A 24576-nucleotide genomic window follows, 5' to 3' on the forward strand; every position below is an offset into this window, starting at 1 on the left:
AATGCCGGATGCGGCACCTGTGCCTTATCCGGCCAACAGTTCCTGAAATTTCATTGTGTTAGTTGATAACTCGTAATGCTGCTGTTGCCATTATAAGACGCGCTAGCATCACATCTGGCTGACTCGTTTATAAACATACTCCCCCCGTCGCCCGCAGCAATAAATCATTCTGGATCTGCTCTGACAACCGCACGCCGCCGCGCGTATCAAACATCATCTGACACCACGCCTGCGCCATTGGCGGAGAGGCATATTTCAACATTTGCGCGCCGCAACCCAGCAGGAATAGCTGACGAGTAATCTCTCGCCCCATTTCTTCAGCTGGCTTACGCAGTTGCTGCTGCAAACGACGAACCGCGCGATCAAAATAGCGATCCTGCCCTTTCACTTCCATAAACGCTTCCGACAGTAAGTCGTATACACCCGCCTGCTTATTAAGAACGCGCAATACATCCAGGCACATAATATTGCCAGAACCTTCCCAGATGCTGTTCACCGGCATTTCCCTGTAAAGCCGCGGCAGCTCGCTCTCCTCGCAATAACCAATACCGCCCAGCACCTCCATCGCTTCGGCCACAAACGGCATACCACGTTTGCAGATAACAAATTTCGCCGCAGGCGTAAATAAACGCGCCCACAGGGCTTCTTTGGCATCGGCACGCCGGTCCCATGCTCGCGCAAGACGAAACAGCAACGCCGTTTGACCTTCAAGCTGAAGTGCCATGCGACTTAAGACATGACGCATAAGGGGTTGTTGGATCAATGGATTACCAAAAACATGGCGTTGATGGGCATGATAAATCGCCAGCGAAAATGCACGGCGCATCATGGCATGGCTACCCAGGGCGCAATCAAAACGCGTCATCCCACCCATTTTCAGGATCAGACGAACTCCTTCCCCTTCCTGCCCCAACAACCAGCCAATGGCATCCTGAAACTCCACTTCGCAGCTGGCGTTAGAGCGATTACCCAGCTTATCTTTCAGCCGCTCGAGGCGAATCGCGTTGCGTTGCCCGTCAGGCAAAAAGCGCGGCACAAAAAAGCAGGACAAACCGCCCGTAGTCTGCGCCAGCACCAGATGCGCATCGCTTTGCGGCACCGAGAAAAACCATTTATGCCCCACCAGCCGATAAGAGCCATCTTCCAGTCGCTCTGCGCGGGTGGTGTTGCTCATGACATCGGAACCGCCCTGCTTTTCCGTCATTCCCATGCCAATCAACAAACCGCGTTTTTGCCCACCTGGCAATAAGTGGGAATCGTAGCGATCGCTCAACAGCGGCGTGGTCCAGTCCTGAAACGGCGCGGGTAACATCTGTAACAGCAATGGCGTGGCGGCAAAGGTCATCGTTATCGGGCATAACGACCCTGCCTCAACCTGTGCGTGCAACATAAAACGCGCCGCTCGCGCCACAAATGCGCCGGAGCGAGCGTCTTCTTCCCAGGCCAGATTGTGTACCCGATTGGTACATAACGCCTGCATCAGCAGGTGCCAGGCGGGGTGAAAACGCACATCGTCCAGACGGCGTCCTTGCGCATCGTAGCGCAATAATTCGGGCGGATTCACATTCGCCAGTCGCCCCAGTTCAAGGGATTCAGCCGTTCCTAACTGCTGACCAATACTGGCGAGAAAATCGCTATCCCAGCCAGCACCTTCACGCGTTACCGCTTCGCAGAGCGCGCCATCAGACAGGTATAAGTTGCTGTTATTTAAGGGTATAGGTTGATTAAAAACAGTGTGAGTTTGCCAGTGCACTGTGTCTCCCTCCATCAATGGCAGTCACCATTAGTATGGTCACTGCCACGGATTCCTGACAGAAAGAGATTGCTAAAACATTCTTAGCCAGCAATATAATGCGGAACGAAACGTGAGGTGTCTTTGGTGATCAGCGTGTTATCTTCACGGCTCCCCATTCCGCACGCTTCATCATCGACAATCCAGCTACCGATGAGTGTGTAGCTATCGCCAAATCGTGGTAGGGGTTGAAACGCCTGGTAGATCATCGGTTCATCGGCATAATCACCCTCAGCGTGGTCAACGACGTTATTCTGACCGTCGAAAATGGTGACGTTACCGCCCTCGCGTGAGTAGATCGGTTTACGCACATAGCTTTCGCCAGCGGCAATCTGCGGTTTTTCGCCATCAAACCAGGATGCAAGTAGGTTAGGATGACCAGGAAAGAAGCGCCAAAGCAGCGGCATTAACCCTTTGTTGCTCAAGATACTTTTCCATAACGGCTCCACCCATTGCTCGCGGCGCTTGCGCAGCAGCGGACCGTTATCGTCACGCATCATCCACTCCAGCGGATACAGCTTAAATGCACGCTGGATGACATTATCATGAAGATCGGTCAGCACACCGCCGACGCCCAAACCGAGATCTTCAATGTAGATAAACCGCGACTCCTGCCCTGCCTGCTGGGCGCAGTCCTGCAAGTACAGCACGGTACTCCTGTCTTCATCGGTGTCCTGACAACAGCAGAAATAAAACGGTTCCCGACTGTAAAGCTCACTAAAGCGCGAAATCAGGCGTTCCTGAATGGCATTGTACTGATCGGCATCACGCGGAATACTGCCGCTGCGCCGGGCATCTTCCAGCCACAGCCACTGGAAATAAGCCGATTCATACAACGAGGTTGGCGTATCGGCGTTGTACTCCAGCAGCTTCACCGGCGCATTGCCACACCAGGCAAAATCCATCCGTCCATACAGCGAAGGATCGCGTGCGCGCCAGCTTTCGGCGATCACATCCCAGTACAACGGCGGGATCGCCAGTTGCGTCAGGATCTCTTCGTCTTTAACCGCGCGATCCACCACCTCAAGGCACATCTGATGCAGTTCCGCAGTTGGTTTTTCGATCTGCTCTTCAATCTGGCGCAGGGTAAAGCGGTAAGCCCGACTCTCATCCCAATAGATTTCATTGTCGATGATATGAAAGTCGAAACCGTTGTCAGCGGCGATCTGGTCCAGATCCCGCCGTACAGGAACGTTGTGTCTCAGCATGATTAGCCTCCCCAATGCCCACGGGCGCTGGAAGAACGACCATAGCCGCCGCGAGAAACAGTTGACGCTTTTCTGGTGGTAAAGCCGCCCGAGGAGTAAGACTCTTTTTTGCCAGAACCGGAGCGCCAGGAGTAATCACCGGAAGTATTGCGCCAGACGGGGCGGGAAGCAAATGAGGATCCACCGCTGTTATAAACGAACGGCTCATCGCGATCTTTACGAATAACCCGGCTTAATAAAAATCCAGAAATGACCGGGATCCAACTCTGTTCAACATTGTCGTAGTAGCAATTTTCGTACTTAGACTGACAATTCTGCTGAGTCATATTCTTCGGAACATCGGCATAAAATGCCGCTTTGGCATTGTTCCAGCCATGAGCACAGATATCTGAATTATTACCGTCATCAATACAATCCTGCACTGTCGAGTAAAACGTTCCGTCACCGTCGTTATCGACATCACCACTATCGCCACAACCTTTCAATACAAAAAAAGCTGCACCGCCCATTAGCGCCAACGTTAAGTATTTTTGTGCGTAGCGATTGCGTCGCGGCTCAAAAGGATTATTAGGTCTTCCAATGCGACTGATCGCTCCGTGACCAATTTTACTGTTATTTCTTGATTTGCGTTTTCTGGCCATGATCGTCCATTACCATGTCATACAAGCTGCGTTAAAAATACCGCCAGCCAGCGCGGCGGTTCCCATAAACATTCCTGCTGCGGTATTGTGATTAATAATTTTTTCGCTTAATGCTGGCATATAAAGTCTGACGCCAGCAAAAACGAGTAACTGAATCACCAGTGCGATCCCGCCCCAGGCAAAATAATCCGGAATACTCACCGCATTGATTGCCGCACTAGATAATGGGATCACGTAACCCAACAATGTACCACTGAACGCCAGTGCCGCCGCGGTATTATTGTTTTTAATTAACTGCCATTCGTTGTGCGGTGTAATTTTGGAGTAGATAAACAGAAAAATAATCACCATAGCCACGCCAATAAAAAAATAGGCGCTAAAGGCAAGAAGTGAATCCAGTATATGCATCGTAAACGTCCTTGTAATTAACCAATAATATGAAGTGATGTCAGTGGGATATCAACACCCAGTGCGCGCGAAAATAACCACTCCGGCTCGCCGAGATCGTTAAAAGATTCCTCACCATTTAACAGCAAATATTCACAGGTATCTTCGGTCACCTGCCGTTCATAGCCCATGGTAAAATTATGCACTTCCCATTTGGCGTGGTTTTGATTTTCAACTTTTTCCAGCATATAGACGGGTTCGATATTCCCCGGTTCTTCGCTGTTAAAAAATCGCTGCCAGCGTTTTTCCTGCCAGTTTAAAGTCATTGCCCCCATCGCTTTAGCGTTGATCGCTTCGCGCCAGTGGCTCTCTTTGCTGATACCGTAGCTCTCTTCATAGACAAAGAGCTTTATATCATCAATGTCATCAATATCTTCGCCGCCGGTGGTATTGATTTGCAGAAATTCATCGCCCGAAGTGTAGTAGCGGAAAATCTGACTACCGCCGCCCAGATCGATGTGGCTGACAGCGGCTACCGTAAATTCTTCACCCGGCAGCGCAATCAGCAATTCATCTTCCAGCAAACGAAACGCTAACGTGTCGAGCGTAAAGCCGCTATTGAGATGAAGTCCCAGCGGGCCACGTGCGATTACAGGTTTATCATCCTTACCAAACAGACGCTTGAAAAAACTTGTCATATGCTTCCCTCAATGTCCTGCCATGCCACTTCTTCAGCCAAAATACGGTTATTGCCAATAAGATGCAGCCACATACCGCCTTTAACTTCCGTTGCAATGACTGGATTCAGTTCCATTCCCCTACCATTTTTACAACTGCTTATTCCCAGGACGGTGGCATCATGATGAAGTTTCATATAATGCATCAATGCGCCATAACGCATTGAGGTAACCCGTTCAGGAATCGGTAAAACAAACCCCGTATCCCCCAGCATTGGATTCATAATCGATGCCACTGATTGAGATGAACCGGGATCTTGTATTGAACGGGAAAGTTGTTCTGCTGAAATATTTCGCACTATTTCAATACGTTGACAATGAACCTCTAATAAACGAGCGTAGCGTTCATCTTCCAGATAAGCGACGATATGGCATCTTTCAGGAATAAAATCCGCCAGGGATAGTGCGGTCGTGAACGTCTGCTCATCTGTTTGCGAAAAGATGATGACACTTTGGCAATTTGCCAGTCCCATGCGGGTATGTTCATGCGGATCATTAAAATTACTAATACGAATGAAATCGACCCAATTATTTCCAGGCATCGGATGTTGAATATCATCCCGCTCACACAAAAGTACCCGGCCAAATGCTCTTCGGGAATCAAACAACAATAATGAAATCATCTTTTCAGTCTGATGCCCGCGCCATCCAATGACCAGCATATGGTTGCGCAAATTGCTGTAGTCGCCCATTCCCGTCATTCCTTTCGCCAATATGTCTTGCACTAATGCAATGACTTTTCCCATTAAAGCGCCAAATAAACCAACACTCACAGGAATCTGCCAGAGCGCTGTGAACAGACGTCCCCCCACCGTTTGGGGTGTGATATCACCAAACCCCAGCGTTGATCCCACAACCGAGCAGTAATAAATAAAATTACTAAGTTGACCTACCAACGCCTCTTCATGCAACGCAGTTAACACCAGATAACAAAACAGATACTGTCCTGTAAATAATCCAGTCAATGCCGGCCAGGTAAGCCTGGAAAGGTGACGTCGGCAGGTTTTAATGATCCATGAGAAGAACATTACTCGCCCTGTTGGCGTTGCAGTCTTGCTAATACATCCTGGGCGCTACTTTTGTTGCTACCGCCAATTCCGGCTTCCGCCAGTTTTTCATCAAGATCGCGACCATCTGCCACTTTTTCCAGCTGTGCGGCAGCATCCAGGCGAGCTTGACGTTCGGCCTGACGCGTTTGCAGGCGTTTTAAGGATTCTGCCGCTGTCGAAACGCTGGAAGATGCGCCAACGGTAGAAGTCGTTACAGCCTGTTGTGCACGCTGCATGGCTTCAGTGGCTTTAACGACTTCCATTTGCTGCTCAAACTGAGCGATACGCTGCGCTGTCGCTGTAACTGCTTTTTCCACGCCATCACGAGAGACTTCCAGATTCGACAACACTTGCTCTTCAGCGGTAATAAGATTCTCAAGGCGCGCGATTTCTTCAGCAACTTCGTTAATCAACGACGGATTAACGTTCTTGCTTAACGCTTCCAGCGCACGAGCTTCCAGACTGGCTTTGCGCTCACGTAAATCTTTCAGCTTATCGTGACTTAATTTCACCCGCGCCAGCAGATCAACGCGAGATTTTCCGGCTTTATCGAGTTCAGCTTTAGCGTCACGAATATGCTGTTCCAGCATGCGCACACCCTGGGTTTCTTCAATGGATTCTTCCGCCTGAGAGATAAACGATTTCCCCAGCGTAAATAAACTTTTTAAAATTCCCATAAATACCCGTCCTTGTAATTAGTGTGAATATTCTTCTGTAATTTCAGCCAGATCCAATGCGTTATCTACCAGCGAGGTTATCTCAAGCAGGATATCTTCAAGAGAAGATTTAAGCGATAACGCACCGAAAACAATGTAATACTCTTCATGTTGCACGCTGGAGATCCCTACCGATGACAACGGCATCATCTTCTGATTTCTTAATAAGAAGGTATTAAATTCATCTGGATTGCTGATACTACTTACCGGACAAATAAAGGTTTCGATAATCATTTGGCGGGAAGTAAATAGAATATTGATTTGCAAATCGCCATAATCATTCATTTTAATAATTAATGCGTTTTCATTATTTGTTACATCAATATTTTGTTCAGGTACAGTTTGCAGCGCCGTCGCCAGCGCCAACGGATTCCATGTCATATATTATTCCATAGTGATTAAGTTGAAATATTAATAATATAAATATTTGTAGCACGTAATTATCTTACCAGCTCCAGACAAAAAAAAACCATCCAAATATGGATGGTTTTTCATAATTCAGAGAAATTAGCTACGCTGGCGTACCGCTTCAAATAAGCAAATGCCGGTCGCTACCGAAACGTTCAGGGAAGAAACGCTTCCTGCCATGGGGATGCTGATCAACTCATCGCAATGTTCACGAGTCAGGCGACGCATGCCTTCACCTTCTGCGCCCATAACCAGTGCCAGCCGTCCGGTCATTTTGCTCTGATAGAGCGTATGATCCGCCTCTCCTGCCGTACCGACGATCCAAATATTCTCTTCCTGCAACATACGCATGGTGCGCGCCAGGTTAGTCACCCGAATCAGCGGAACGCTTTCTGCCGCGCCGCAGGCCACTTTTTTCGCCGTGGCGTTGAGCTGTGCGGAGCGATCTTTCGGCACAATCACCGCATGAACGCCAGCGGCGTCCGCGCTGCGCAGGCACGCGCCGAGGTTGTGCGGATCGGTTACACCGTCGAGGATCAGCAGGAACGGCTGATCGAGCGAAGCGAGCAGATCCGGCAGATCGTTTTCCTGATACTGACGTCCTGGCTTCACACGGGCGATAATGCCCTGATGCACGGCACCGTCGCTTTTCTCGTCGAGATATTGGCGGTTTGCCAGCTGGATAACCACGCCCTGGGACTCAAGGGCGTGAATCAGCGGCAACAGACGTTTATCTTCACGGCCTTTTAAAATAAAGACTTCCTGAAAACGTTCAGGGGCGCGCTCCAGCAGGGCCTGCACTGCGTGGATGCCGTAAATCATTTCGCTCATTAATGTACTCGTTGTTTACGTTTTGCCTGATGCGCTACGCTTATCAGGCCTACATGATCCCTGCAATGTATTGAATTTGCGTGATTATGTAGGCCGGATAAGGCGTTCACGCCGCATCCGGCATGAACAAAGCGCATTTTGTCAGCAATCTGACCCTCTTCTGTTTGAAGAGGGTAATGATCACTCTGCCACTTTTTTCTTCGCCGCACGCTTCGCTTTGGTCGCTGCGGCTATTTTCTGCGTTTTCGCCGATGGCTTTTTCGATTTTCTCGCGTCTTTCTTCGCCGCTTTCGGCTTCGTTTTTTTCTCGCCACGGAAGGCGCTGTCTGGCTCAAAGTTTACCTTTTTACCGACCTGGCGACGCTTGCCACCTTTTTTGCCTGCATCGCCTTTTTTCGCTTTCTCGCGCGCCGTTTTACCGACGTTGCGCGGTGCGCGTTCGCTGGAGATCAGGCTAAAGTCGATTTTGCGCTCGTCCATATTAACCGCTTCGACGCGAACTTCCACGCGATCGCCCAAGCGATAAGTCTGACCGCTGGATTCTCCCATCAGGCGTTGTCCCACCTGGTCAAAGCGATAGTAGTCGTTGTCCAGCGAAGAGACATGGACCAGACCATCGATGAACAAGTCATCCAGGCGAACAAAGAAGCCAAAGCCGGTAACGCTGGAAATCACGCCTTTAAAGACGTTACCTACCTGGTCGAGCATGAAGTCACACTTCAGCCAGTCAGCCACATCGCGCGTTGCTTCGTCGGCACGACGTTCCGCCATCGAACAGTGCTGACCCAGTTGCAGCATCTCTTCCATCGAATAATGGTAGCCGCCGGTTTCAGTGGTATTCCCCTGATGCCCCTGCTCTTTCGCCAGCAGATACTTAATGGCGCGGTGGAGCGTCAGGTCAGGATAACGACGAATCGGCGAAGTAAAGTGCGCATAGGACTGCAATGCCAGACCGAAGTGACCGCGGTTTTCCGGATCGTAAATCGCTTGTTTCATCGAGCGCAACAGCATGGTTTGCAGCATTTCTGCGTCAGGACGGTCAGCAACCGATTCCAGCAGTTCCGCGTAGTCACGCGGTTCCGGCTTGTTACCGCCAGGCAATTCCAGCCCCAGTTCCGCCAGCACTGAACGGAAAGAGGTTATCGCTTCGGTGCTCGGCTTGTCGTGAATACGGAACAGTGCCGGTTCTTTGGCCTTCTCAACGAAACGCGCTGCCGAGATATTCGCCAGAATCATGCACTCTTCAATTAACTTGTGTGCGTCGTTACGCTGGGTCTGTTCGATACGCTCAATACGGCGTTCAGCGTTGAAAATAAACTTCGCTTCTTCGCTCTCAAATGAGATCCCGCCGCGTTCTTCACGGGCTTTATCCAGCACTTTATAGAGGTTATGTAACTCTTCGAGATGCTTAACCAGCGGGGCGTATTGCTCGCGCAGCTCCTGATCGCCCTGCAGAATATGCCAGACTTTGGTGTAGGTCAGACGCGCGTGAGAGCTCATCACCGCTTCGTAGAATTTGTAGCCCGTCAGGCGGCCTTTCGACGAAATCGTCATCTCGCAAACCATACACAGGCGGTCTACCTGCGGGTTGAGCGAACACAGGCCGTTAGAGAGCACTTCCGGCAGCATCGGGATAACCTGCGAAGGGAAGTAGACCGACGTACCACGGTTACGCGCTTCTCTATCCAGCGGTGTTGGCGGACGCACATAGTAACTGACGTCGGCAATTGCGACCCACAAACGCCAGCCGCCGCCGCGTTTTTTCTCGCAGTAAACTGCATCGTCAAAGTCACGGGCGTCTTCGCCATCAATGGTGACCAGCGGTAAATCGCGCAGATCGACACGGCCAGCTTTCGCCTCTTCCGGTACTTCTTCTTTCAGCCCGGCAACCTGTTGCTCAACAGCCTGCGGCCAGATGTACGGAATTTCATGGGTACGCAGGGCGATATCAACCGCCATGCCGGTGCCCATATTATCGCCCAGCACTTCGACGATTTTACCCACTGCTTTGGTACGGCGAGTCGGGCGTTGGGTCAGTTCAACCACCACCACAAAGCCCATCCGCGCGCCCATGATCTGATCGGGCGGGATTAAGATATCGAAGCTCAAACGACTGTCGTCAGGAACCACAAAGCCGACACCCGCTTCGGTAAAGTAGCGACCAACAATCTGGCTGGTTTTTGGTACCAGTACGCGGACAATACGCGCTTCACGGCGGCCTTTACGGTCAGCGCCCAGCGGCTGCGCCAGCACCTGATCGCCATGAATGCATGTTTTCATCTGCTCGCTGGAGAGATACAAATCATCTTTACGCCCTTCAACCCGCAGAAAGCCGTAGCCATCACGGTGGCCAATAACGGTACCTTTCACCAGGTCGAGGCGTTCCGGCAGCGCATAGCACTGACGGCGAGTGAAGACCAGTTGACCATCGCGCTCCATCGCGCGCAGGCGGCGACGCAGGCCTTCAAGCTGCTCTTCGCCTTCAATGTGCAGTTCTACCGCCAGCTCATCACGGCTAGCCGGTTTTTCACGTTTGGTTAAATGTTCGAGGATAAATTCCCGACTAGGGATGGGATTCGCGTATTTTTCAGCTTCGCGTTCCTGGAAAGGATCTTGTGACATCTCGGTTCCTCCGTTGTCATCTCTGATGAAGATTTTCGTCACTCCACCAGCAATAATTTATAAAGCGGTTGATTCTCTTCAACCAAATCGGCAAGCGTGTAGTTATCCAGTTCCATAAGAAAACTTTGCACGGCCTTAGAAAGTGCCTGTTTCAACCGACAGGCAGGTGTAATGTGGCAAAACTCACTGCTGCAATTCACCAGCGATAAAGGTTCCAGCTCGCGCACCACATCACCAATACGTATCGCACTCGCCGGTTTCCCCAGGCGAATGCCGCCATTTTTTCCACGAACAGCAGTCACGTAGCCGGCACGACTAAGTTGATTGATTATTTTGACCATATGATTACGGGAGACGCCGTAGACGTCAGTCACTTCAGAAATACTGGTCATCCGCCCTTCTGGCAATGACGCCATGTAGATCAGCGCACGTAATCCGTAATCAGTGAAACTCGTTAACTGCACATCAACCTCAAAAGGGAAAGCGGGAAAAAATACATTTATATTGATGATAAACCAGCCACAAGCTGTGTCGCTAATTTATTTCAGTTCGGGGAAGGAAAAAAGCGAGGATTTAACACTGTGTCGGATAGCATAATGGCTAACCCGACACAGCAATGTATCACACTGTTAGCCCGGCAGGCAAAATATCTGCCAGGCGTACCAGAATTAAGCGTCGAACGGGTCGCGCAGAATCATGGTTTCAGTACGATCCGGGCCGGTAGAGATGATATCGATCGGCACACCGGTCAGTTCTTCAATACGCTTGATGTAGTTCAGTGCCGCCTGCGGCAGACCGCTACGATCTTTCACGCCGAAGGTGGATTCAGACCAGCCCGGCATGGTTTCGTAAATCGGCTCTACACCTTTCCAGTCGTCTGCTGCCAGCGGAGTGGTAGTCACTTCGCGACCATCCGGCATACGGTAAGCCACGCAGAGTTTCACCTCTTTCAGGCCATCCAGAACGTCCAGTTTGGTCAGGCAGAAGCCAGACAGGGAGTTCAGCTGTACCGCACGACGAACGGCAACGGTGTCCAGCCAGCCAGTACGACGACGACGACCCGTAGTTGCGCCGAATTCGTTACCCTGCTTGCAGAGGAACTCACCAGTTTCATCAAACAGTTCGGTCGGGAACGGACCTGCACCTACACGAGTGGAGTAAGCTTTGAGGATACCCAGAACGTAATCAACATAACGCGGGCCCAGGCCGGAACCGGTCGCCACGCCACCTGCAGTGGTGTTGGAAGAAGTTACGTACGGATAAGTACCGTGGTCGATATCCAGCAGCGTACCCTGCGCACCTTCGAACATGACGAAATCGCCACGCTGACGCGCCTGGTCGAGCAGGTCAGAAACGTCAACCACCATAGAAGTCAGGATGTCGGCAACAGCCATCGTATCATCCAGAACTTTCTGGTAATCAACCGCTTCAGCTTTGTAGTAGTTAACCAACTGGAAGTTGTGATATTCCATCACTTCTTTCAGTTTTTCAGCGAAGGTTTCTTTGTCGAAAAGGTCGCCAACACGCAGACCACGACGTGCCACTTTATCTTCATAAGCAGGCCCGATACCACGACCCGTGGTGCCGATCGCTTTAGCGCCGCGCGCTTTCTCACGCGCGTTATCCAGCGCAACGTGATAATCAAGGATCAGCGGACATGCTTCAGACAGCAGCAGACGCTCACGAACGGGGATGCCACGGTCTTCCAGTTCTTTCATCTCTTTCATCAGCGCGGCCGGAGACAGCACTACACCGTTACCGATGATGCTGGTTACATTCTCGCGGAGAATACCTGATGGAATAAGATGGAGAACGGTTTTTTCACCGTTGATTACGAGAGTATGGCCTGCGTTGTGACCGCCCTGGTAGCGTACAACATATTTAGCCCGTTCAGTCAGAAGATCGACGATCTTACCTTTACCTTCGTCACCCCATTGGGTGCCCAGTACGACGACGTTGTTACCCATTTTTCAAAATCACCGTTTGCTTAAAAATGGATTCTACCATCGCTTTTTCAGAGTTACAGCACTTTTTGCACTCAAAAATGACCTCGATCAGTCTGTTTTTTGTTCAGCCAATCGTTTTCCTCAACATGTAGTAGATCACAACGCCCGCAACCACAAGTCCACCGCCAAAACGACGTAAAATATTATCGGGCAAATTGGTCATCGCAGCGATCATCTTCTTCCATGCCTTCGGGTAAAGCATCGGCCCTAAACCTTCCAGCACCAAAACCAGGGCAAGCGCCAGCCAGATTGTCGAATTCATTCATTATCCTTATAGAAAAAGAAAACCACCGACATCCCTGAGGATGCGGTGGCTTTATTGACCTGTACCGCAGTCGTTATATTAACGCGTTGCGGAAGTCGGCGTCTTCATGTAGCGGAAGAAATCGCTGTCCGGGCTCATGACCATCACGTCCTGATTGCCAGAGAAGCTGTTCTCATAAGCACGCAGGCTACGGATGAATGCGTAGAAGTCCGGATCTTTACTGAATGCATCAGCAAACAGTTTGGCTGCTTCTGCATCGCCTTCACCACGCATGATGCGGCCCTGACGCTCAGCTTCTGCCAGCGTTCTGGTCACTTCATAGTCGGCAGTCGCGCGCAGTTTTTCCGCTTCTTCCTGACCTTGTGAACGGTGACGACGTGCTACCGCTTCACGCTCGGCGCGCATACGGTTGTAGATCGCTTCAGACACTTCGGTCGGCAGGTTGATCTGCTTGATACGCACATCGACAACTTCAATACCCAGCGCCGCCATACTGTTCGGGTTGATGACCGGTACTTTACCCTTCGTCTCAGCCGTTACGCGCTCTGCCGCTTCGGCAATGGCGTTATCTGCCGCCGGGGTAGAAACTTCATCTTCTGTACCCGCAGAACCGGAGTTCAGCGCGTCACGTACTTCGAGGGTCAGACGACCACGGGAATCGGTGACGATGTCTTTCACGTCCAGACGACCAATTTCAGAACGCAGACGGTCAGAGAACTTACGTTTCAACAGCACTTCCGCTTGCGAAATGTCGCCACCGCCCGTTGCCAGGTAGTAACGGCTGAAATCACTGATGCGCCATTTGATGTAAGAGTCGACGATCAGGTCTTTCTTCTCTTTAGTCACAAAGCGGTCGGCCTGGTTGTCCATGGTCTGAATACGTGCGTCGAGCATTTTCACCGTTTCAATGAACGGTATCTTGAAATGCAGACCCGGCTCATAAACCAGAGGTTTGTTGTCATCGTCACGCAGTACCTTACCAAAACGCAGCGTAATACCGCGCTCACCTTCTTTGACGACAAAGACAGACATGTAAAGCACTACCAGCACGATGATGATAATCGCGATAACTGACTTACGCATCGTTATTCCCCCTGACGCTGGTAGTCGTTACGCTGCGCGTTAGCGCGGCGTTGGTCCATAATATCGCCCTGACTGGTGGACGACGTGTTGCTTGCTCCACTGGTTGTGGAGGAAGAGGCTGGCGGCAGACGCAGCAAATTGCTGGCACCGTTATCGCTCTTCGCCGCAGGGGCATTGCCACCTTTCAGCATCTGGTCTAACGGCAGAACCATCAGGTTGCCACCTTTATCGTTAACCAGCACTTTGCGGGTGTTGCCCAACACTTTTTCCATCGTCTCGATATACAGACGCTCGCGGGTAATTTCCGGCGCAGCTTTATATTCCGGCAGAAGTTTAGCAAAGCGTGCCACTTCACCCTGGGCTTCCAGGATAGTCTGAGCCTTGTACGCACGCGCCTCTTCGAGGATACGTTGCGCCTGACCGTTCGCACGCGGCTGAACTTCGTTGGTATACGCTTCTGCTTCACGAATGTATTGCTGTTCGTTTTCACGCGCGGCAATCGCATCGTCAAACGCCGCTTTTACTTCTTCCGGCGGACGAGCTGCCTGGAAGTTGACGTCCAGCAGAGTGATACCCATGTCATACGGACGAATCGTCTCTTCCAGTTCGCGCTGAGTATCGCTACGAATCACGGTACGACCTTCCGTCAGAATGCGGTCCATGGTGTATTTACCGATAACCCCACGCAGGGCGCTGTCGGTAGCCTGACGCAGGCTGTCATCCGGGCTGGTCACGCTATATAGATATTTTTCCGGATTGGTGACGCGGTACTGTACGTTCATCTCAACGCGCACCACGTTTTCGTCCGACGTCAGCATCACACCGGAAGCAGCCAGTTCACGCACGGCTTCCACGTTCACCGGTTTGACTTCGTCGATAAACGTCGGTTTCCAGTTCAGACCCGGCTCAACCAGATGGCTGAATTTACCAAAGCGTGTTACCACGCCGCGTTCGGCTTCTTTAATGGTGTAGAAACCACTGGCCGCCCAAATAATGACAATCGCTGCCGCTGCGATGGTAACGACACGACCGCCAAGCTGCGGGCGCGGGCCTTGCGATGAATTACCACCGCCAGATCCGGTGCCTTTACCGCCGCCCAGACCACCGAGCTTTTTGCTCAGTTTGCGGAAGATATCATCTAAATCAGGTGGCCCTTGATCGCGACCGCCTTTGTTTCCATTTCCCTCAGAGTTGCCGCCAGGTTTGCTGCTTCCCCACGGGTCGCGGTCTTGTCCGTTATTACCGGGCTGATTCCACGCCATGTTTGTGCTCCATATTTGTTATGCGGTGATCCCTGTTGTCTTTCGACGCCAGAGGATATGACTCCACGCTTCAGACGCTACGCCGTTAGATCAAGTAATCGATCAACGCCGGTTCTTGTTTGCAGAGGCGACGCCAGTCAACGATCGGCATACGAACTTGCAGACTTACGCTGCCGTCCTCCTCCATCCACTCTTTTTCTATTGCCTGAAGCTGATAAAAACGACTTCTCAGACGCCCTTCCTGCGGCGGCAGACGCAATGTATGCTGCGCCACCTCGCCGGAAAGACGCTCCGTCAAAGCCTGAAAAAGCTGTGGTATCCCCGCTCCGGTCTGCGCAGAAAGCCAGACACGGATCGGTTTGTTCTCTTCGTCCCGATCAATACGCGGTTCAAAATCTTCCAGCATATCGATCTTGTTCATCACCAGCAGGGTTGGGATCTCGTGAGCATCGATCTCTTCAAGAACCGTATTCACCGCTTCGATGTTTTCTTGTACTCGCACATCTGCCGCGTCAATGACGTGCAGCAGCAATGTGGCTTGCCGCGTCTCTTGTAACGTGGCTTTAAATGCCGCCACCAGATCGTGCGGCAGGTGGCGAATAAACCCTACGGTATCTGCCAACACGGTTTCACCGACATCCGCGACGTCAATACGCCGCAACGTCGGGTCGAGGGTGGCAAACAACTGGTCTGCCGCATAGACCCGCGCTTCGGTGATGCGATTGAAAAGGGTAGATTTACCGGAGTTGGTATATCCCACCAGCGAAACAGTAGGAACGTCGGCTTTGATACGCGATTGCCGCCCCTGCTCACGCTGTTTTTCAACTCTTTCCAGGCGCGACTGTATCTGCACGATGCGATTACGCAACAAACGACGGTCGGTTTCGAGCTGGGTTTCACCCGGACCACGCAAACCGATCCCGCCTTTCTGTCTTTCAAGGTGGGTCCAGCCACGCACCAGGCGCGTAGCCAGATGGCGCAACTGCGCCAGCTCAACCTGCAACTTACCCTCATGGGTACGCGCACGTTGGGCGAAAATATCTAAAATAAGGCCGGTGCGGTCGATGACACGACACTCGCACAAACGCTCCAGGTTACGCTCTTGCGCCGGGCTCAGGGCATGGTCAAAAAGAACGACCGAAGCACCCGTCGCTTTGACAGCTTCCGCAATTTCAACTGCTTTACCTTCACCTACAAAATACTTTGGGTGCGGCGCTTTACGGCTACCGGTAATCACCTGCAATGCTTCGACACCGGCGGAAGAGACCAGAGATTCAAACTCCTGGAGGTCTTCCATATCTTTGTCTTGCGTAAAATAGATGTGTACCAGTACCGCCTGCTCACCAGCATCATAACGGTCAAACAAGCGTATAACCCTCTAAATAGATCAGCGGGGAACGCAGGATCGCTGGCTCCCCGTGTAAAAAAAACAGCATGAAACCTTATTCGGTTTCTTCGCTGTCCTGTTGCGCGGAAGTATTCTGCGCGCTGCTACCATGATGGTAGTTACTGCTGGTACCGCCACCGGCGTTGTTACTGTGATGAGAAACCGGGCGAGACGGGACAACAGTAGAAATCGCGTGCTTGTAAACCATCTGGCTGACCGTGTTTTTCAACAGGATCACGAACTGATCAAAAGACTCGATTTGTCCTTGCAGCTTAATACCATTCACCAAATAAATAGAAACTGGAACACGTTCCCGACGCAGTGCGTTCAGGAACGGATCTTGTAAAGATTGCCCCTTAGCCATTCTCTCTTTTCCTTATATGCTTATTTGTACTTTGAACCTTTCGATTCTGAAAAAATTGCGCACGATACGTCTCAATTGTACACATTCAGCCTGCGATAGCACCAACAACCTGTAATACTTCGTCACGCGCCTGTTCTGGTTTTTCACTGTCAAGCCAGTGAACCCCTTCCCAACCACGCAGCCAGGTTATCTGCCGCTTCGCCAACTGTCTCGTGGCGCAAACACCTCGATAAACCATTTCATCGTATGAGATTTCGCCTTCAAGGTAAGACCACATCTGGCGATAACCCACGCAACGAATGGAAGGCAAGTCCGTATGCAAATCTCCTCGGGCAAAAAGCGCCCGGACTTCTGCTTCAAAACCTGAAGCCAACATCTGATGAAAACGCTGCTCAATTCGTTGATGGAGCAGTTCACGGCTCGCCGGGGCGATGGCGAACTGATGCACCTGATACGGTAGAGCGTCTCCTGACGTTTGCGTCAGTTCCGTTAAAGTTTTACCCGAAATGAAAAAAACTTCCAGTGCCCGGGAAAGCCTTTGTGGATCATTTGGATGAATCCTTGCTGCCGCAACCGGATCGATCTCCTGAAGTTGACGATGCAATGACTCCCAACCTTGCTCTGCCGCCTGTTGCTCAATTCTGGCCCGCACTTCGGGGTCTGCCGACGGTAGCGGCGACAACCCTTCCAGCAATGCCTTGAAATACAACATCGTACCGCCCACTAATAGTGGGATCCGCCCCGCCGCGGTGATATCAGCCATTTCCGCCAGCGCATCGCGGCGAAAATCAGCGGCCGAATAAGCCTGCGACGGATCGCGAATATCCAGCAATCGGTGCGGCGCGGCGAGTAACTCTTCAGCGTTCGGCTTCGCCGTCCCGATATCCATCCCTTTGTAAATAAGGGCAGAATCAACGCTTATCAACTCTACTGGTAAAATTTTACGCAGCTCAATGGCTAACGCCGTTTTACCGGAGGCCGTCGGCCCCATCAAAAAAATCGCCTTAGGCAGGCTCGCCTTACTGATATCACTCATCTTTCAGGGCTTTTATCGCCGGATGTAAATCAACAGATTGTAACAGACCACCCGGCGGCGTTTTCACAAGTTGCGGACATAACCGTTCCACGTCCGCCAGCAGGGTGATGGCCTGTGCCATTGACCACTGCGCATGTTCGCTCATCAGATTTCGTGCAATCCACTGCGCAATATTGCCAGGTTCGAATACGGACTGCTTCGCCAGGTAGCCTATCAGTTCAGGAATCAAGATTTGTAAATTTTGTTGGCGTAAGGGTAAAGGCACGGCCCTGATGGTCACATACTGTGCATCGGACTGGAAATCAATACCCAATTCCGCCAGGGCAGACTGCGCTTTTTCTAATGCCGATTTTTCTTCGCCAGAAACTTTTAGCCGCAACGGAATAAGCAACGGCTGAGCGCAAACTGGCGTTTCACCCGGCGTCAACTGCGCCTGACGCAGCCAACGTTCTGCCACTGGCAGGGCTAAAAGTGAAATGTTGCCGTCGCGCTCCAGCAACGCACAGTCGGAATGGACGATAGTCAGTACCCGACCAAAACTCTGACTGTTCGCCGCAAGCGCTGGCTCCTGCGGTTCAGGTGCTTTTGGTTTTTGCATCGGCGCAGGCGTTTGCAAAAGCTGGCGATACACTTCACCTTGCTGTTTCTGGTAGCCTGGCTGCGCATTCGGCCAGGAAGCTGCTGGACGACCACCAGAGGCGGGCGCAGGAGAGTAGCGGGGGGCTACCGGTTCGCGAACTGCCGGTTCAGCAAAATGATTACGCCCGGCGGCCACGCGGTTCTCCGGAATGGTGCGCGGTGCAGGTTGAGGTTCATCGTCCAGTGGCAGCGGCGTTTCCAGCTGTTGTTGTAGCACACTCAGCACGCCCTGATAGATAAAGTCGTGCACCAGACGCGACTGATGGAAACGCACTTCGTGTTTGGCGGGGTGCACGTTGACGTCCACTTGATGTGGGTCGATCTCCAGATACAACACAAATGCCGGTTGCTGATCGGCCCCCAGTTTGTTTTCGCAGGCCTGACGGATCGCATGATTGATCAGGCGATCGCGCATCATGCGACCATTCACGTAGCAATACTGAATTTCTGCCAGTGTGGGCGTGGTGTGGTTTGGATCTGCCACCCAACCGCGCAGCGTGAGATCGCCGTGCTGCCATTCAATCGCCAGCGCATGTTCGAGAAAAGCGGTGCCGCAAATCGCGCCTAAACGCCGTTCTTTTTGCCCGCCTTCCGGCACTGCACGATACTGACGCACAATTTTTCCGTTATGCGACAGGTTAATAGTGACGTCGAAACGCGCCAGCGCAATGCGGCGGATGATTTCATCAATATGGTTAAATTCGGTTTTCTCGGTACGCAGGAATTTCCGCCGCGCCGGGGTGTTGTAGAACAGATCCAGCACTTCCAGCGTCGTTCCCACCGGATGCGCCGCCGGTTTAACCGTCACGTCCATATCGCGCCCTTCGGCATACGCCTGCCAGGCTTCCTGCTGATCTACGGTGCGCGAAGTGAGCGTCAGACGGGAAACTGAACTGATACTCGCCAGCGCCTCACCGCGGAACCCCAGGCTGATAATAGCTTCGAGATCGTCCAGAGAGGCGATTTTACTGGTAGCATGACGCGCCAGCGCCAGCGCCAGTTCATCTTTTTTGATACCGCAGCCGTTATCACGAATGCGGATAAGTTTCGCCCCACCGCGTTCGATATCAATATCAATACGCGTAGCACCCGCATCGAGGCTGTTTTCCACCAGTTCTTTGACTACCGACGCAGGTCGCTCGACCACCTCACCTGCGGCAATCTGGTTCGCCAGTTGTGGCGGTAAGACCTGAATTGGCATCAATCATCCTTAGTTTGGCAGCGTGCGATCTGGCGTCGTCACCGTGCTGGCCGTTTGTGCCGTTGCCCCCTGCGGCGCAGATTGCATCGGGTGCGCAAGGAAATAATTGCGCAGGCCTTTGTAAATGGCTTCTGCCAGCTGTTGTTGGTAATCGTCGCTCGCCAGCAAACGTTCTTCGCTGTTGTTGCTGATAAAACCGGTTTCGACCAGTACTGATGGGATATCCGGCGAACGCAGAACGCCAAGGCTGGCGTGTTCTGGTCGACGTTTATGAATTTCGCCGATGCGTTGCAACTGACTGATCATACTGGTCGCCACATCATACCCTACCCGCTGGGAATGACCGAACTGTAAATCCAACACCGCCTGGCTTAAATAGGGGTCAGACTGACTGTTCGCCAGTACATCGCCCGCCCCGCCCAGCAGCTCCGACTGTTTCTCATGCTGCTCCAGCCAGCTAGCCATTTCGCTGTTGGCACGACGGTTAGAGAGCACCCATACGGAAGCGCCAGTCGCACTGCGGTTCGGTGCGGCATCAGCGTGAATCGACACGAGGAAATTAGCGTTTTGCTTACGTGCCACATCGCTACGCCCCATCACTGAGATAAAGTAATCCCCGTCACGGGTTAAAACGCCTTTAAACATTGGATCGTCATTGAGCAAAGTACGCAATTTACGTGCGATGGCGATGGTGACATTTTTCTCCCGCGTACCACCGGGGCCGATAGCGCCAGGGTCCTGACCACCGTGTCCTGCATCAATAGCGATGATAATTTTATCGCCAGTGTTAGCCGTCGCGCGCGCTGCCGGACGCGTTACCGTATTACTGCTGATAACACCCGTAGTGCGGTTACTTTCCGTTTTAAACGGATTGCGCGCTGGTTCGCTGACGCGCGGTGCGACAACCGCAGGCGTTTCAACGCGTTTCGCAACCACAGGCGGCGGAGGAGGCGGTGGCGGCACATCGGCGTTAATCGTAAAGACGACAGTGTAATTGCTACCATTCTGCCGCTTCACCGCTTCGGTTTTACCGTTTTCGGTGAGATCGACCACCAGCCGTAGCGTTTGTGCATCTTTAGGCGTTCCAGAGCGAATCGCCTTCACCAGATTATTACCGCTGAACAACAACGGTAGCCCCTGAATCACGCCCGTTTGTTTGATATCGAGCGCCACGGTGCGTTTGTTTTGATGGCTAAACGCGTAATCAGGATCGCCAGTAAAACTCAATGTTATTCGCGCCTGTTGATTACCGTTAGAAACCTGAATATCAGAGAGCGTAGCGGCGCCAGCCTGCGCGCACAGCAGCAGCAACGTCGCTACCAACCAATTTCTGATGCGATACATCATCCCGCCACCTTTCAAAGGTTAACCTGCTAAACGCGCCAGCAACAATTCACCCGCAGAGGAAACCGCGCTCACGCGCGCCTCACGGCCTTGTGCCTGATAATCAATGTGTATTTCGACATCCGGGTCAGGAAGAACACCTGTACCTTGTTGTGGCCACTCCACCAGGCAGATGGCATCGTTGGCAAAATAATCGCGGATCCCCATAAACTCCAGCTCCTCGGGATCAGCAAGGCGGTATAAATCAAAGTGATACACCATTAAGTTGTCGAGCGTATAGGGTTCGACCAGCGTATAAGTGGGGCTTTTGACATTACCCTGATGACCCAGAGCCTGTAAAAAGCCCCGGCTAAAGGTGGTTTTACCTGCGCCTAAATCGCCATACAGATAGATTACAGTCGCGCCATCGCAGGCTTTCGCTACCCGCTCGCCCAGGTCTAATGTTGCCTGCTCATCAGGGAGCGGAATTACTCGATTCATCATGGTTTTTATCAGTCACTTCCGGGTTAACAATACGCTGTAGCGTGGAAAAGAGATCGGTCGCCAGCATTCCGCGCGTTCCAAAACGCGCCGCCAGTACGTCAGCTGCCGTACCGTGTGCGACACAGCCCGCGCACGCTGCATCATACGGCGACAGTTTTTGCCCAAGCAATGCGCCAATAATACCAGAGAGCACATCGCCCATGCCGCCGCTCGCCATGCCTGCATTTCCGGCATCAATAATGCCTAAAGCGTCAGGATGCGAGGCAACTACGGTTCCGGCACCTTTCAGCACCGCTACGCCGCCATAACGTTGTACCAGACGTTGGGCGCAATGTAAGCGGTCACTTTCAATTTCTGCTACGGAACAGCCCAACAACCGTGCGGCCTCGCCAGGATGCGGCGTGATCACGCGATTGTGACGCTTATCAGGATTGATTGCCAGCAGGTTCAATGCATCGGCATCCCATAACATCGGTTTGCGAAAATTCTCAACTTTTTGCAGGGCTTTTTTCCCCCACTCTTGCTGGCCCAGACCGGGACCAATCACCACCACATCGGCCCATTCCAGGCTTTCGGTAAGAGAGTCCATAGTCAGTTCATGCACCATCAATTCCGGTCGTGCAGTCAGCAGCGGCGCAATGTTCTCACTGCGGGTCAGTACTCGGACTAAACCAGCACCAGCACGCAGTGCCGCTTCCCCCGTCATACGAATAGCCCCCGCCGTGCCGTGATCGCCACCAACAATCACCAGCCGCCCGTGATCGCCTTTATGCGAAGTCGGGCGACGCGGTTTCAGCCAGTGAGAAAGTTGTTCTGCCGAAAACCGCTGAATTTTCGTCTCCTGACCTGCCAACCAACTGTCCAGCCCCAGCGAGTCAAAATGCAGTTTTCCGGTAACATCCCGGGCTTTCCCGGTGAGCAAGCCAGGTTTCAGCGCAATAAAAGTGATGGTGTGATCGGCGTTGATTACCGCGCCTGGCGTAGCGCCGGTTTCAGCCAGCAGGCCGGAAGGGATATCAACCGCCACAATCGGCGCAGGGTGAGTATTAGCGTGGTCGATTAACTGGCTAATGGATTCGCGGGGCGCGTGCTGCAATCCGGTACCGAGCAGCGCATCAACAATCAGATCTACTGACTCGGGCCAGACAATATTCGAAGCATGGATCTCGCCTCCCGCGTTTAACCATGCATCGTGTGCCAGCGCGGCCTCTTCCGGTAACGGTTTGTCACTTTCCTGGGCCAGCAACGTGACCTCAATGCCGACCGCTTTTGCCAGCCGCGCAATCACATAACCATCGCCGCCGTTATTGCCATGACCGCACAGCACCAGCCAGTGGAAGGCATCAGGATAAGCCGAACGACACACCTGAAATGCGGCTTCACCAGCGCGAAGCATCAGTTCATAGAGTGTAAGCCCCAACGAATCTGCCGCCTCGCGTTCGCCGCGGCGGATATCGTCGGCGTGCCAGACGGTGTGTGGTATACTTACGGGGTTTTTCTTCATTGTATGGTCCGTCATGTCAGAGCCCCTCGATCTCAATCAGTTAGCGCAAAAAATTAAACAGTGGGGGCTGGAACTGGGCTTTCAGCAGGTAGGTATTACCGATACCGATCTCAGCGCGTCCGAGCCCAAACTGCAAGCATGGCTGGACAAACAATACCACGGCGAAATGGACTGGATGGCGCGTCACGGTATGCTGCGCGCTCGCCCCCATGAGTTATTGCCTGGTACGCTGCGCGTCATCAGCGTGCGGATGAATTACCTTCCTGCTAACGCCGCATTTGCCAGCACGCTGAAAAACCCCAAACTCGGCTATGTAAGTCGTTATGCGTTGGGCCGTGACTATCACAAACTTCTGCGCAACCGACTCAAAAAGCTGGGCGAGATGATTCAGCAACATTGTGTTTCGCTGAATTTTAGACCGTTTGTCGATTCTGCGCCTATTCTCGAGCGCCCGTTAGCTGAAAAAGCAGGTCTTGGCTGGACAGGTAAGCACTCACTTATCCTCAATCGCGAGGCCGGTTCGTTCTTCTTTTTAGGTGAATTACTGGTCGATATTCCGCTGCCCGTGGATCAACCGGTCGAGGAAGGATGCGGTAAATGCGTGGCCTGTATGACGATTTGCCCGACCGGCGCCATCGTCGAGCCATATACCGTCGATGCTCGCCGCTGTATCTCTTATCTCACCATTGAACTGGAAGGGGCGATCCCGGAAGAGCTGCGTCCATTGATGGGAAACCGTATTTACGGTTGCGATGACTGCCAGCTTATCTGCCCGTGGAATCGCTATTCGCAACTCACTACAGAAGACGATTTCAGCCCGCGCAAACCACTACACGCACCGGAACTCATTGAGTTATTCGCCTGGAGTGAAGAGAAGTTTTTAAAAGTCACGGAAGGTTCGGCGATTCGCCGTATAGGTCACCTGCGTTGGCTGCGTAATATCGCCGTGGCATTAGGCAATGCCCCCTGGGATAAAACGATTTTGACAGCGCTGGAAAGTCGTAAAGGTGAGCACCCACTTCTTGATGAGCACATAGCGTGGGCGATTGCGCAGCAAATCGAGAGGCGAAATGCGTGCGTCGTGGAGGTACAACTACCGAAAAAACAGCGTCTGGTTCGGGTCATTGAAAAGGGATTACCACGAGATGCCTGATTCATCCACAGCTTGTGAATAAAAATAAAAACGCATTGCAATTCAAGACGAATAAAATCGTCAAGTGATCGACTCGACAAAACGAGATCTTAATTTTCAACTTATATATCAATAAGTTAAAAAAATACTATTCACCGTGCGAAGTTTCTTTGAAATTAAGATTACGACATGAGGCTGTGGATAACTCTGTTTACAAGAGTTTGTCAGAGACAACAAAAACCAGCAATAACGCATCGCGTCGCTGTGGATATTTTATTGAGAGAAGAATTTGGAGCGGGAAACGAGACTCGAACTCGCGACCCCGACCTTGGCAAGGTCGTGCTCTACCAACTGAGCTATTCCCGCTTGGGTGGTCTGTGCTTTGCAGCACTTTCAAATTTTGGAGCGGGAAACGAGACTCGAACTCGCGACCCCGACCTTGGCAAGGTCGTGCTCTACCAACTGAGCTATTCCCGCTT

24 protein-coding genes and 2 tRNA genes are annotated in these 24576 nt (G+C 52.1%); 1 reads left to right on the forward strand and 25 read right to left on the reverse strand.

Annotation, left to right across the window (positions count from 1 at the left end; translation table 11 throughout):
* Positions 1-127 precede the first annotated feature (127 nt).
* The 22 genes from FQ015_RS20690 to nnr form a co-directional block, all read right to left on the reverse strand.
* Positions 128-1753: an isovaleryl-CoA dehydrogenase gene (locus FQ015_RS20690; RefSeq protein WP_039021172.1), complete on the reverse strand. Its 1626-nt coding sequence runs from the start codon at positions 1751-1753 to the stop codon at positions 128-130.
* A gap of 83 nt (positions 1754-1836) precedes the next feature.
* Complete coding sequence (locus FQ015_RS20695; RefSeq protein WP_160524438.1) at positions 1837-3000, reverse strand: glutathionylspermidine synthase family protein; 1164 nt, start codon at positions 2998-3000, stop codon at positions 1837-1839.
* Between the two features lie 2 nt (positions 3001-3002).
* Positions 3003-3641 carry a DUF1190 domain-containing protein gene (locus tag FQ015_RS20700; protein ID WP_000101673.1) on the reverse strand — a complete coding sequence of 213 codons (639 nt, stop codon included), beginning with the start codon at positions 3639-3641 and terminating at the stop codon, positions 3003-3005.
* Between the two features lie 9 nt (positions 3642-3650).
* Positions 3651-4049, reverse strand: coding sequence for a DUF350 domain-containing protein (locus FQ015_RS20705; RefSeq protein ID WP_000547753.1), 399 nt, complete (start codon positions 4047-4049; stop codon positions 3651-3653).
* 17 nt (positions 4050-4066) lie between these two features.
* On the reverse strand, positions 4067-4726 hold the full coding sequence (locus tag FQ015_RS20710) for a YjfK family protein (protein WP_039021170.1): 660 nt from the start codon (positions 4724-4726) through the stop codon (positions 4067-4069).
* Entirely contained in the window at positions 4723-5793 is a 1071-nt protein-coding gene (locus FQ015_RS20715; RefSeq protein WP_000466338.1) for a potassium channel family protein, read from the reverse strand. Before FQ015_RS20715 ends, FQ015_RS20710 begins: the two co-directional genes overlap by 4 nt.
* On the reverse strand, positions 5793-6491 hold the full coding sequence (locus tag FQ015_RS20720) for a PspA/IM30 family protein (protein ID WP_000511955.1): 699 nt from the start codon (positions 6489-6491) through the stop codon (positions 5793-5795). Before FQ015_RS20720 ends, FQ015_RS20715 begins: the two co-directional genes overlap by 1 nt.
* An 18-nt stretch (positions 6492-6509) precedes the next feature.
* Entirely contained in the window at positions 6510-6911 is a 402-nt protein-coding gene (locus FQ015_RS20725) for a YjfI family protein (protein ID WP_115738414.1), read from the reverse strand.
* Positions 6912-7037: 126 nt separating this feature from the next.
* Positions 7038-7769, reverse strand: coding sequence for a 23S rRNA (guanosine(2251)-2'-O)-methyltransferase RlmB (gene rlmB, locus FQ015_RS20730; protein ID WP_001293285.1), 732 nt, complete (start codon positions 7767-7769; stop codon positions 7038-7040).
* Positions 7770-7949: 180 nt separating this feature from the next.
* Positions 7950-10391 carry a ribonuclease R gene (gene rnr, locus FQ015_RS20735; RefSeq protein ID WP_160524439.1) on the reverse strand — a complete coding sequence of 814 codons (2442 nt, stop codon included), beginning with the start codon at positions 10389-10391 and terminating at the stop codon, positions 7950-7952.
* Positions 10392-10429: 38 nt separating this feature from the next.
* Entirely contained in the window at positions 10430-10855 is a 426-nt protein-coding gene (gene nsrR / locus FQ015_RS20740; RefSeq protein WP_001177637.1) for a nitric oxide-sensing transcriptional repressor NsrR, read from the reverse strand.
* A gap of 204 nt (positions 10856-11059) precedes the next feature.
* The gene (purA, locus tag FQ015_RS20745) at positions 11060-12358 is read right to left on the reverse strand and encodes an adenylosuccinate synthase (RefSeq protein ID WP_000527955.1); all 1299 of its coding nucleotides are present in this window, start codon (positions 12356-12358) and stop codon (positions 11060-11062) included.
* Positions 12359-12461: 103 nt separating this feature from the next.
* Positions 12462-12659, reverse strand: a complete 198-nt coding sequence (locus tag FQ015_RS20750; protein WP_160524440.1) for a DUF2065 domain-containing protein — start codon at positions 12657-12659, stop codon at positions 12462-12464.
* Positions 12660-12740: 81 nt separating this feature from the next.
* Entirely contained in the window at positions 12741-13745 is a 1005-nt protein-coding gene (gene hflC / locus FQ015_RS20755) for a protease modulator HflC (RefSeq protein WP_154323762.1), read from the reverse strand.
* A gap of 2 nt (positions 13746-13747) precedes the next feature.
* Positions 13748-15007, reverse strand: coding sequence for an FtsH protease activity modulator HflK (gene hflK, locus FQ015_RS20760; RefSeq protein WP_000312477.1), 1260 nt, complete (start codon positions 15005-15007; stop codon positions 13748-13750).
* A gap of 85 nt (positions 15008-15092) precedes the next feature.
* Positions 15093-16373, reverse strand: a complete 1281-nt coding sequence (hflX, locus tag FQ015_RS20765) for a ribosome rescue GTPase HflX (protein ID WP_160524441.1) — start codon at positions 16371-16373, stop codon at positions 15093-15095.
* 76 nt (positions 16374-16449) lie between these two features.
* A complete protein-coding gene (gene hfq / locus FQ015_RS20770; protein WP_001051883.1) occupies positions 16450-16758 on the reverse strand; it encodes an RNA chaperone Hfq in 309 nt (102 codons plus the stop codon).
* 85 nt (positions 16759-16843) lie between these two features.
* Positions 16844-17794 carry a tRNA (adenosine(37)-N6)-dimethylallyltransferase MiaA gene (miaA, locus tag FQ015_RS20775; RefSeq protein ID WP_001280339.1) on the reverse strand — a complete coding sequence of 317 codons (951 nt, stop codon included), beginning with the start codon at positions 17792-17794 and terminating at the stop codon, positions 16844-16846.
* Positions 17787-19634: a DNA mismatch repair endonuclease MutL gene (gene mutL / locus FQ015_RS20780; RefSeq protein WP_015953939.1), complete on the reverse strand. Its 1848-nt coding sequence runs from the start codon at positions 19632-19634 to the stop codon at positions 17787-17789. Before mutL ends, miaA begins: the two co-directional genes overlap by 8 nt.
* Before the next feature lie 9 nt (positions 19635-19643).
* Positions 19644-20981, reverse strand: a complete 1338-nt coding sequence (amiB, locus tag FQ015_RS20785) for an N-acetylmuramoyl-L-alanine amidase AmiB (protein ID WP_032185741.1) — start codon at positions 20979-20981, stop codon at positions 19644-19646.
* A gap of 18 nt (positions 20982-20999) precedes the next feature.
* The gene (gene tsaE, locus FQ015_RS20790) at positions 21000-21461 is read right to left on the reverse strand and encodes a tRNA (adenosine(37)-N6)-threonylcarbamoyltransferase complex ATPase subunit type 1 TsaE (protein ID WP_000981977.1); all 462 of its coding nucleotides are present in this window, start codon (positions 21459-21461) and stop codon (positions 21000-21002) included.
* Positions 21433-22980 (reverse strand): bifunctional ADP-dependent NAD(P)H-hydrate dehydratase/NAD(P)H-hydrate epimerase, encoded by a 1548-nt coding sequence (gene nnr / locus FQ015_RS20795; protein WP_160524442.1) that lies wholly within the window; start codon positions 22978-22980, stop codon positions 21433-21435. Before nnr ends, tsaE begins: the two co-directional genes overlap by 29 nt.
* On the opposite strand from nnr, the gene queG reads away from it, so the two are divergent.
* The gene (gene queG, locus FQ015_RS20800; RefSeq protein ID WP_032185740.1) at positions 22979-24118 is read left to right on the forward strand and encodes a tRNA epoxyqueuosine(34) reductase QueG; all 1140 of its coding nucleotides are present in this window, start codon (positions 22979-22981) and stop codon (positions 24116-24118) included. The two genes, nnr and queG, sit on opposite strands and share 2 nt — an antisense overlap.
* Here the strand turns inward: queG and FQ015_RS20805 are convergent.
* The 3 genes from FQ015_RS20805 to FQ015_RS20815 form a co-directional block, all read right to left on the reverse strand.
* A complete protein-coding gene (locus FQ015_RS20805; protein WP_104917837.1) occupies positions 24101-24154 on the reverse strand; it encodes a hypothetical protein in 54 nt (17 codons plus the stop codon). The genes queG and FQ015_RS20805 overlap by 18 nt on opposite strands.
* A 233-nt stretch (positions 24155-24387) precedes the next feature.
* A tRNA-Gly gene (locus tag FQ015_RS20810) sits at positions 24388-24463 on the reverse strand.
* Positions 24464-24498: 35 nt separating this feature from the next.
* A tRNA-Gly gene (locus FQ015_RS20815) sits at positions 24499-24574 on the reverse strand.
* Positions 24575-24576: the final 2 nt, after the last annotated feature.

Source organism: Escherichia sp. HH26CH (assembly GCF_009820205.1).
Classification (GTDB): Bacteria; Pseudomonadota; Gammaproteobacteria; order Enterobacterales; family Enterobacteriaceae; genus Escherichia; species Escherichia coli_F.

Excerpts from the sequence above, each read along its gene's own strand:
- FQ015_RS20695 (WP_160524438.1), bottom strand. The coding sequence starts at position 3,000 with ATGCTGAGACACAACGTTCCTGTACGGCGGGATCTGGACCAGATCGCC.
- FQ015_RS20700 (WP_000101673.1), bottom strand. The coding sequence starts at position 3,641 with ATGGCCAGAAAACGCAAATCAAGAAATAACAGTAAAATTGGTCACGGA.
- FQ015_RS20705 (WP_000547753.1), bottom strand. The coding sequence starts at position 4,049 with ATGCATATACTGGATTCACTTCTTGCCTTTAGCGCCTATTTTTTTATT.
- FQ015_RS20710 (WP_039021170.1), bottom strand. The coding sequence starts at position 4,726 with ATGACAAGTTTTTTCAAGCGTCTGTTTGGTAAGGATGATAAACCTGTA.
- FQ015_RS20715 (WP_000466338.1), bottom strand. The coding sequence starts at position 5,793 with ATGTTCTTCTCATGGATCATTAAAACCTGCCGACGTCACCTTTCCAGG.
- FQ015_RS20720 (WP_000511955.1), bottom strand. The coding sequence starts at position 6,491 with ATGGGAATTTTAAAAAGTTTATTTACGCTGGGGAAATCGTTTATCTCT.
- FQ015_RS20725 (WP_115738414.1), bottom strand. The coding sequence starts at position 6,911 with ATGACATGGAATCCGTTGGCGCTGGCGACGGCGCTGCAAACTGTACCT.
- rlmB (WP_001293285.1), bottom strand. The coding sequence starts at position 7,769 with ATGAGCGAAATGATTTACGGCATCCACGCAGTGCAGGCCCTGCTGGAG.
- rnr (WP_160524439.1), bottom strand. The coding sequence starts at position 10,391 with ATGTCACAAGATCCTTTCCAGGAACGCGAAGCTGAAAAATACGCGAAT.
- purA (WP_000527955.1), bottom strand. The coding sequence starts at position 12,358 with ATGGGTAACAACGTCGTCGTACTGGGCACCCAATGGGGTGACGAAGGT.
- FQ015_RS20750 (WP_160524440.1), bottom strand. The coding sequence starts at position 12,659 with ATGAATTCGACAATCTGGCTGGCGCTTGCCCTGGTTTTGGTGCTGGAA.
- hflC (WP_154323762.1), bottom strand. The coding sequence starts at position 13,745 with ATGCGTAAGTCAGTTATCGCGATTATCATCATCGTGCTGGTAGTGCTT.
- hflK (WP_000312477.1), bottom strand. The coding sequence starts at position 15,007 with ATGGCGTGGAATCAGCCCGGTAATAACGGACAAGACCGCGACCCGTGG.
- hfq (WP_001051883.1), bottom strand. The coding sequence starts at position 16,758 with ATGGCTAAGGGGCAATCTTTACAAGATCCGTTCCTGAACGCACTGCGT.
- miaA (WP_001280339.1), bottom strand. The coding sequence starts at position 17,794 with ATGAGTGATATCAGTAAGGCGAGCCTGCCTAAGGCGATTTTTTTGATG.
- mutL (WP_015953939.1), bottom strand. The coding sequence starts at position 19,634 with ATGCCAATTCAGGTCTTACCGCCACAACTGGCGAACCAGATTGCCGCA.
- amiB (WP_032185741.1), bottom strand. The coding sequence starts at position 20,981 with ATGATGTATCGCATCAGAAATTGGTTGGTAGCGACGTTGCTGCTGCTG.
- tsaE (WP_000981977.1), bottom strand. The coding sequence starts at position 21,461 with ATGATGAATCGAGTAATTCCGCTCCCTGATGAGCAGGCAACATTAGAC.
- queG (WP_032185740.1), top strand. The coding sequence starts at position 22,979 with ATGTCAGAGCCCCTCGATCTCAATCAGTTAGCGCAAAAAATTAAACAG.
- nnr (WP_160524442.1), bottom strand. The coding sequence starts at position 22,980 with ATGACGGACCATACAATGAAGAAAAACCCCGTAAGTATACCACACACC.